Annotated in this window: 7 protein-coding genes; all 7 read left to right on the top strand. The window is 72.0% G+C overall.

Going from position 1 to position 8377, the window contains the following annotated elements; all coding sequences use genetic code 11:
* Window positions 1-305 precede the first annotated feature (305 nt).
* The 7 genes from GUY61_RS30565 (at window position 306) to ahcY (ending at window position 8227) form a co-directional block, all read left to right on the top strand.
* Window positions 306-740, top strand: a complete 435-nt coding sequence (locus GUY61_RS30565) for a DUF3499 domain-containing protein (RefSeq protein WP_166633494.1) — start codon at window positions 306-308, stop codon at window positions 738-740.
* Window positions 741-1078: 338 nt separating this feature from the next.
* Window positions 1079-2440 (top strand): phosphomannomutase/phosphoglucomutase, encoded by a 1362-nt coding sequence (locus GUY61_RS30560; RefSeq protein ID WP_166633492.1) that lies wholly within the window; start codon window positions 1079-1081, stop codon window positions 2438-2440.
* Between the two features lie 149 nt (window positions 2441-2589).
* Entirely contained in the window at window positions 2590-2772 is a 183-nt protein-coding gene (locus GUY61_RS30555) for a Trm112 family protein (RefSeq protein WP_166633491.1), read from the top strand.
* A gap of 191 nt (window positions 2773-2963) precedes the next feature.
* Window positions 2964-4097, top strand: a complete 1134-nt coding sequence (locus GUY61_RS30550; RefSeq protein WP_166633493.1) for an SIS domain-containing protein — start codon at window positions 2964-2966, stop codon at window positions 4095-4097.
* Between the two features lie 86 nt (window positions 4098-4183).
* Window positions 4184-5347 carry a mannose-6-phosphate isomerase, class I gene (gene manA, locus GUY61_RS30545; RefSeq protein WP_166633490.1) on the top strand — a complete coding sequence of 388 codons (1164 nt, stop codon included), beginning with the start codon at window positions 4184-4186 and terminating at the stop codon, window positions 5345-5347.
* Window positions 5348-5422: 75 nt separating this feature from the next.
* Complete coding sequence (locus GUY61_RS30540) at window positions 5423-6412, top strand: cation diffusion facilitator family transporter (RefSeq protein WP_166633489.1); 990 nt, start codon at window positions 5423-5425, stop codon at window positions 6410-6412.
* Window positions 6413-6763: 351 nt separating this feature from the next.
* Complete coding sequence (gene ahcY / locus GUY61_RS30535; protein ID WP_166633488.1) at window positions 6764-8227, top strand: adenosylhomocysteinase; 1464 nt, start codon at window positions 6764-6766, stop codon at window positions 8225-8227.
* Window positions 8228-8377: the final 150 nt, after the last annotated feature.

The raw sequence follows: 8377 nt of genomic DNA, 5'->3' as shown, positions 1-8377 counted from the left end.
GTACGGGGCTGTTCATCACTGTTGAGGGTATCCCTCGGGGGCCCCGCCGATGCGTGTCCTCGTACGCCGTGGCGCATACGGGCCGCGTGTCCGCCGTCTGTCGTTTGTTGAGCAATCAAGCCAAGGTTGGGCTTGAATTCGACCGTCTCCGAGATCGTGAGAATCGTGTCAATTGCCGCTTTCGGTGAGAAGGGTGACCGTTTCGCGTCATCGAGAGAATGTTCGGCCGGACTCGCTGTGCAGGTCGGAAACGCCTCTCCCGGGACCGATGTGCCGGACGTCACACGGCGACACGGTGGAGTGACCTGGGGGAGAGTCGTCGCGGCCCGCTCAAGAGTGCGGTACCGTCCAACGTCGTGAGCCCTGTACGTCGCTGTTCGCGCACTGCGTGCGGCCGCCCCGCCGTCGCGACACTGACGTACGTCTATGCCGATTCGACCGCGGTCCTCGGCCCGCTCGCCACCTACGCCGAACCCCACTGCTACGACCTGTGCGCCGAGCACTCCGAGCGGCTCACCGCTCCGCGCGGCTGGGAAGTCGTCCGGCTCGCCAACGCGTCCGGCCCCTCCCGCCCCACGGGCGACGACCTCGAAGCCCTCGCCAACGCCGTGCGCGAGGCCGCAAGGCCTCCGCAGGCCCGGCCCGGCGATGACGGCCCCGGCAAGGGCATCCGCACCGCCGACCCGGTCGAGGTCGCGCGCCGAGGGCACCTGCGCGTGCTGCGCTCGCCCGAGCCGTAGAGCCGGGCCGAGCCGGGTCCGTCCCGCCCGGGCCTCTGCCCCTGTGGCGGCAACCGCCGCGATACTGCCCGGCCCGCTGCGGCCCGCTGCCCGTCCCCTCGCCGTACTGGCCTCGTCCCGTCACCACCTCGGCACTTCCTCCGGCCTCCGCCTCCGGCCTCCGCCTCGGCCCCGCGGCCTGCCCCTCCGCCGGGCCCGTCCCCTCGCCGTACCGGCCGCGTCCCGGCGCGTGCACCCGGCAGATCCGGGCCTTCGCGGCCCTTCCCCGCATTCCCCGCACCCCCTGCAGGTAGTTTCTAGCCCTGACCGCACAGGGGAATGACGAAGGGCTGGCTGCCGTGGCTGCTGATCTGTCGCACATCGTGAAGGCCTACGACGTGCGAGGTGTGGTCCCCGACCAGTGGGACGAGGCACTCGCCGAGCTCTTCGGTGCCGCGTTCGTGACCGTCACCGGAGCGAGCGCCCTGGTCACCGGTCACGACATGCGTCCGTCCTCGCCCGGCCTGTCCCGCGCCTTCGCCCGCGGTGCCGCCGCGCTCGGCGCGGACGTCACCGAGATCGGCCTGTGCTCGACGGACCAGCTCTACTACGCGAGCGGCGCCCTCGGCCTGCCCGGCGCGATGTTCACCGCCTCGCACAACCCGGCCCAGTACAACGGCATCAAGATGTGCCGCGCGGGCGCCGCCCCCGTCGGCCAGGACACCGGCCTCGCCGAGATCCGCGCCCTCGTCGAGCGCTGGTCGGAGTCCGGCGCGCCGGAGCCCGCCGCCGTGCCCGGCACGGTCACCGCACGCGACACGCTCGCCGACTACGCCGCCCACCTGCGCTCACTCGTCGACCTGGACTCGATCCGCCCGCTGAAGGTGGTCGTGGACGCGGGCAACGGCATGGGCGGCCACACCGTCCCCACGGTCTTCGACGGGCTCCCCGTCGACCTCGTGCCGATGTACTTCGAGCTCGACGGCACCTTCCCCAACCACGAGGCCAACCCCCTCGACCCGGCGAACATCGTCGACCTCCAGGCCAGGGTCCGCGAGACCGGGGCCGACCTCGGCCTCGCCTTCGACGGCGACGCCGACCGCTGCTTCGTCGTCGACGAGCGCGGCGAGGGCGTCTCCCCCTCGGCGATCACCGCGCTCGTGGCGGCACGCGAGCTGAAGAAGCACGGCGGCGGCACCGTCATCCACAACCTGATCACCTCCTGGTGCGTCCCCGAGGTCGTCAGGGAGAACGGCGGCGACCCGGTGCGCACCCGCGTCGGCCACTCCTTCATCAAGGCCGAGATGGCCCGCACCGGCGCGATCTTCGGCGGCGAGCACTCCGCCCACTACTACTTCCGCGACTTCTGGAACGCCGACACCGGCATGCTGGCCGCCCTGCACGTCCTCGCCGCCCTCGGCGGCCAGGACGGCCCCCTCTCCGCGCTCGTCTCCTCCTACGACCGGTACGCCGGCTCCGGCGAGATCAACTCCACCGTCGCCGACCAGGCCGCCAGCACCGCCGCGGTGAAAGCCGTCTTCGGCGCCCGCGAGGACACCACCCTCGACGAGCTCGACGGCCTCACCGTCTCCGCCGCGGACTGGTGGTTCAACCTCCGCCCCTCCAACACCGAGCCGCTGCTGCGCCTGAACGTCGAGGCCCGCGACGAGGCCACGATGACCAAGATCCGCGACGAGGTCCTCGCCATCGTCCGCGCCTGACGCCCCGCCGGGCCGCGTCCGGCGCGGCCCGGCGGTAGGCTGACCTGGCTCAAAGCGTGGCTCCGGGCGCACGACCATGCGTGGCCGTGACGCGTGACCGTGACCGTCGCCGTGACCATGCGCTAGCCGAACGCCCCGGAGGGAACACCATGCCGCTCGAAGCCGGTCTCCTGGAGATCCTCGCCTGCCCGGCCTGCCACGCGCCGCTGCGCGACGAATCCGCGGCGGACACCCCCGAACTGATCTGCACCGGCACCGACTGCGGTCTGGCCTACCCGGTGCGGGACGGCATTCCCGTGCTGCTCGTCGACGAGGCCCGCCGCCCGGAGTAGTCCGGCGGTACGCCGGCCCGGCCACGGGGCAGCACCGGTGCACACCGAGGCCGCGGCCTCACCGCACTCGCCGCAAGCCGCAGCCCCGGTCGCAGCCGCAGCCCCAACCGCAGCCGCAGACGCGGCAGCACCCGTACCCGTACTCGCACACGCAACCGCACAAGCCCCCCGTGATCGGAGGCCCAACCGCCATGCTGGACGAGTCGCTGCTCGACGCGCCCGAAGCCCTGGCCGGCGCCGACCGGCGTGAACTCCTGCGCGGCGCGGCGGAAGCCGGGGCCCGGGTGCGCAGGGCCGCCCGCCTCGCCGCCGACGCCGGGCTGACGGAGCTCAAGCCGGACGGGCGCCCCCGCGCGATCATGATCGCCGCACCCGGCACCCCCGGCATCGCCGTGGCCGACCTGCTCGCCGAGCTCGTGGGCACCGGCTGCCCGGTGAGCCGTATCCACCCGACCGGAGTGGCCGCCGCCCCCGGCGCCCTGCGCTGGACCCTGCCCGGCTGGGCGGGCCCCGTCGACCTGCTCCTCATCGCCACCCCGGACGGCAGCGAGCCCGGTCTCGCCCTTCTCGCCGAGCAGGCGTACCACCGGGGCTGCACCGTCGTCTCCACCGCACCGGCCGGCTCCCCGATCTCCGAGGCGGTCAGCGGCGCCGCCCACGGTCTCGCCGTACCGCTGGCGACCGCGCCGTACGAGGAGCCGTACGAGGAACCCACCGGCCCCGGCACCCTGTGGGCGATGCTCACCCCGCTGCTGACCCTCCTCGACCGCGCCGGGCTGGTGCAGGCACCGCCCGAGGTCCTGGAGAAGATCGCCGACCGCCTCGACCGCACCGCCGAGCGCTGCGGCCCCGCGATCGCCACCTACAGCAACCCCGCGAAGACCCTCGCCGCCGAACTCGCCGACAGCCTCCCGCTGATCTGGACCGAGGGCGAGACCGCGGGCTCCGTCGGCCGCCGCTTCGCCGCCTCCCTCGCCGAACTCGCCGGGCGGCCCGCCCTCGCCGCCGAGTTGCCGGAGGCACTCGCCGCCCACGGGGTGCTCCTCGCCGGGACCTTCGCCGGAGGCTCCGACCCCGACGACTTCTTCCGCGACCGCGTCGAGGAGGCCCAGGCCCTGCACGCCCGGGTGGTGCTGCTGCGCGACCGGGCGATGGGCGCGCTCTCCGCGGCGCCGGCCGCCCGCGAACTGGCGCTCGGCCACGACACCGCGGTCAGCGAACTCGAACCCGAGGAGGGCACCGCCCTCGAACTCCTCGCGGAACTGATCGCCGTCACGGATTTCGCCGCCGTTTACCTCTCCGTCGCCTCTTCGGAGCGATCATGACGGTGAACCCGCCACGCTCCGGACACCCACCGGGCACACGAACGGGTGCGCGACAGGCACGCACGACCCACTAGGAAGCCCTGACCATGGATCGCCTCGTCAACACCGTGCGCCCCTACGCCTGGGGGTCCACCACCGCCATCCCCGAACTCCTCGGGACCGAACCGACGGGTGAGCCCCAGGCCGAGATGTGGATGGGCGCCCACCCCGGCGCGCCCTCCCGGGTCGACCGCGGCGCCGGGCTCGTCCCGCTCAGCGAGGTGATCGGCGACGACCCGGACGCCGAGCTCGGCGCGGCGGTCGCCCGCAGGTTCGGCCCCCGGCTGCCCTTCCTCCTGAAGATCCTCGCGGCCGGAGCCCCGCTCTCCCTCCAGGTGCACCCCGACCTCGTCCAGGCCCGGGAGGGTTACGAGGACGAGGAGCGGCGCGGCGTCCCGGTCGACGCCCCGCACCGCAACTACAAGGACGCCAACCACAAGCCGGAACTGATCTGCGCGCTCACTCCCTTCGAAGGACTGTGCGGCTTCCGGGCACCCGCCGAGTCCGCGGAACTCCTCGCCGGACTCGGCGTCGACCCGCTCGTGCCGTACGTCGACCTGCTGCACGCCCACCCCGAGGACGCCGCGCTGCGCGAGGTCCTCACCGCGCTGCTGACCGCGGACCGCGAGGGGACGGCCCACACCGTCGCCGCCGCGGCCGCCGCCGCGGAACGGCTCGGTGGCGCCTACGCCCCGTACGCCGCCCTCGCCCACCACTACCCGGGCGACCCCGGCGTCATCGCCGCCATGCTGCTCAACCACGTCGTACTGCAGCCCGGCGAGGCCCTGTACCTCGGCGCGGGCGTCCCGCACGCCTACCTGGGCGGCCTCGGCGTCGAGATCATGGCCAACTCCGACAACGTGCTGCGCTGCGGGCTCACCCCCAAGCACGTCGACGTTCCCGAGCTGCTGCGCGTCGTCCGCTTCGAGGCGAGCCAGCCGGGCGTACTGCGCCCCGAGGCCTCGGAGTCGGGCGAGGAGGTCTACGACACCCCGGTCGACGAATTCCGCCTCTCCCGGTACGACCTCGCCGCCGGCGCGGCCCCGGTCGCCCTGCCCGGCGCCGCCCCGCAGATCCTGCTGTGCACCTCCGGGACGGCGAGGGTCGGCCAACTGCTGCTCAAGCAGGGCGAGTCGGCCTTCGCCGCGGCGGGGGAGAAGGCGGAACTCAGCGGCTCGGGCACGGTATTCCGTGCGACGGTGGTGGTCTGAGGCCACCTCCGGGGTGCGTACTGCAACAATGTGCGGCCGTACGCACGCAGGCACCAGGAAGGACACCCGGCACACATGAGCGCGTCAGGCGGCACCAAAGCGATCGTGGCGGCACTCGCCGCCAACCTCGCGATCGCTGCATCCAAGTTCGTGGCGTTCCTGTTCAGCGGTTCGTCCTCGATGCTCGCGGAGAGCGTGCACTCGCTCGCCGACTCGGGCAACCAGGGCCTGCTGCTGCTCGGCGGGAAGAAGGCCCAGCGCGAGGCCACCGCGCAGCACCCCTTCGGCTACGGGCGCGAGCGCTACATCTACGCCTTCCTCGTCTCCATCGTGCTCTTCTCGGTCGGCGGCATGTTCGCCATCTACGAGGGCTACGAGAAGATCAAGCACCCGCACGAGATCACCCACTGGTACTGGCCCGTGGGCGTGCTCGTCTTCGCGATCATCGCGGAGACGTTCTCCTTCCGCACCGCCATCAAGGAGTCCAACCACATCCGCGGCGGCAAGTCGTGGACGGACTTCGTCCGCCACGCGAAGGCCCCCGAGCTGCCCGTCGTCCTGCTGGAGGACCTCGGCGCGCTGGTCGGCCTGGTCCTCGCCCTCGGCGGCGTAGGCCTCGCCCTTGCCACCGGTGACGGTCTCTGGGACGGCATCGGCACACTCTGCATCGGTGTCCTGCTCATCCTGATCGCGCTCGTCCTGGCCGCCGAGACCAAGTCACTGCTGCTGGGTGAGTCCGCGGGCGCCGAGGACGTGAGCAAGATCGAGTCCGCGCTCGTCGACGGCGAGACCGTCACCCGTGTCATCCACATGCGCACGCTCCACCTCGGGCCCGAGGAACTCCTCGTCGCCGCAAAGATCGCGGTGCAGCACGACGACACGGCGGGCGAGGTCGCCGCCGCCATCGACGCCGCGGAGACCCGCATCCGCACCGCCGTCCCCATCGCCCGCGTCATCTACCTGGAACCGGACATCTACAGCGAGGACCGGGCCGCGGCCGGGCCCGACCCGTCCAGGTCCCCCGGCGGACCGGCCCGTCCGGCCACGCAGGAAGAAGGTCACTGACCTTCCGCGCGCCATGCCGGAGGCGGCGGCGGAACCGGTGGGAACCGCCGCCGCAGGATCGGTTCTGCTCCCGCGCGCGCCCCTGCCGGCGCCTCCACGCGGCCGTTCATGGCCGGAAAGATCCGAGGCGGACTGGGGCCCGCTGGGCCGATCGGTGTAGATTCGTGACCAGAGTCAGACGTCGCTGCTGATGGCGGTCGGGCGGTCCGGCACAGGACCGGCCGAGGGAGAGAGGGCCTCCGACGGACTGCGCTGCGCAGGGCACCCGTGTGCACTTATCCGTGCTCGGAAGGTCCTCTGCCGCAGAGCCAGCCGTACGTACCCACTCCCACCCCGAGGAGCAGTTCGCACATGTCGACTGTCGCCAGCAACCAGGACCAGGACTTCAAGGTCGCCGACCTGTCCCTGGCCGAGTTCGGCCGCAAGGAGATCACCCTCGCCGAGCACGAGATGCCCGGCCTGATGTCCATCCGCAAGGAGTACGCCGCGCAGCGGCCGCTCGCCGGTGCCCGGGTCACCGGCTCGCTGCACATGACCGTGCAGACCGCCGTGCTGATCGAGACGCTGGTCGCGCTCGGAGCCGAGGTCCGCTGGGCCTCCTGCAACATCTTCTCCACCCAGGACCACGCCGCCGCCGCGGTCGCGGTCGGCCCCGACGGCACGCCCGACAATCCGCGGGGCGTCCCGGTCTTCGCCTGGAAGGGCGAGACGCTGGAGGAGTACTGGTGGTGCACGGAGCAGGCGCTGACCTGGCCGAACACCCCCACCGGCGGACCCAACATGATCCTGGACGACGGCGGTGACGCCACGCTCCTCGTCCACAAGGGCGTCGAGTTCGAGAAGGCCGGTTCGGTCCCGGACCCGTCCACCGCGGACAGCGAGGAGTACGCCCACATCCTGCGTCTGCTCGGCCGCACCCTCGGCGAGAACCCGCAGAAGTGGACCCAGCTGTCCTCCGAGGTCCGCGGCGTGACCGAGGAGACCACCACCGGCGTGCACCGCCTGTACGAGATGCAGCGCGACGGCACGCTGCTCTTCCCGGCGATCAACGTGAACGACGCCGTGACCAAGTCGAAGTTCGACAACAAGTACGGCTGCCGCCATTCCCTGATCGACGGCATCAACCGTGCCACCGACACCCTCATCGGCGGCAAGACGGCGGTCGTCTGCGGATACGGCGACGTCGGCAAGGGCTGCGCCGAGTCCCTGCGCGGCCAGGGTGCCCGGGTCGTCATCACCGAGATCGACCCGATCTGCGCCCTCCAGGCGGCGATGGACGGCTACCAGGTCACCACGCTGGACGAGGTCGTCGACAAGGCCGACATCTTCGTCACCACGACCGGCAACAAGGACATCATCATGGCCTCGGACATGGCCAAGATGAAGCACCAGGCGATCGTCGGCAACATCGGCCACTTCGACAACGAGATCGACATGGCCGGTCTCGCGAAGATCCCCGGCATCGTCAAGGACGAGGTCAAGCCGCAGGTCCACACCTGGACCTTCCCCGACGGCAAGGTCATCATCGTGCTGTCCGAGGGCCGGCTGCTGAACCTCGGCAACGCGACCGGTCACCCCTCGTTCGTGATGTCCAACTCCTTCGCGGACCAGACGCTGGCCCAGATCGAGCTGTTCACCAAGCCCGAGGAGTACCCGATCGGCGTCTACGTGCTCCCCAAGCACCTCGACGAGAAGGTCGCCCGCCTCCACCTCGACGCCCTCGGCGTGAAGCTCACGACCCTCCGCCCCGAGCAGGCCGCCTACATCGGCGTCAAGGTCGAAGGCCCCTACAAGTCCGACCACTACCGCTACTGACGCGCACTCCCCGCTCATCCCGGGTCGGGCCGGCCGGTGCTCCCGGCCGGGCCGACCGGTGGGCCGGGAGCACCGGCGTGTCCGGTCCGGACGAGGTCCGGCCGTCCTCCCGCAGCCCGTCCGACGGGCAGCGGTCCCGGACGGCCGGAC

This window comes from Streptomyces sp. GC420, from assembly GCF_009916105.1.
Taxonomy (GTDB): domain Bacteria; phylum Actinomycetota; class Actinomycetes; order Streptomycetales; family Streptomycetaceae; genus Streptomyces.
The sequence above is the reverse complement of the archived record's forward strand: the minus strand, read 5'-3'. Positions and strand labels throughout refer to the sequence as shown.

Coding starts and splice junctions, on each gene's coding strand:
- GUY61_RS30555 (WP_166633491.1), top strand. CDS start 2,590: ATGCCGCTCGAAGCCGGTCTCCTGGAGATCCTCGCCTGCCCGGCCTGC.
- ahcY (WP_166633488.1), top strand. CDS start 6,764: ATGTCGACTGTCGCCAGCAACCAGGACCAGGACTTCAAGGTCGCCGAC.
- manA (WP_166633490.1), top strand. CDS start 4,184: ATGGATCGCCTCGTCAACACCGTGCGCCCCTACGCCTGGGGGTCCACC.
- GUY61_RS30550 (WP_166633493.1), top strand. CDS start 2,964: ATGCTGGACGAGTCGCTGCTCGACGCGCCCGAAGCCCTGGCCGGCGCC.
- GUY61_RS30540 (WP_166633489.1), top strand. CDS start 5,423: ATGAGCGCGTCAGGCGGCACCAAAGCGATCGTGGCGGCACTCGCCGCC.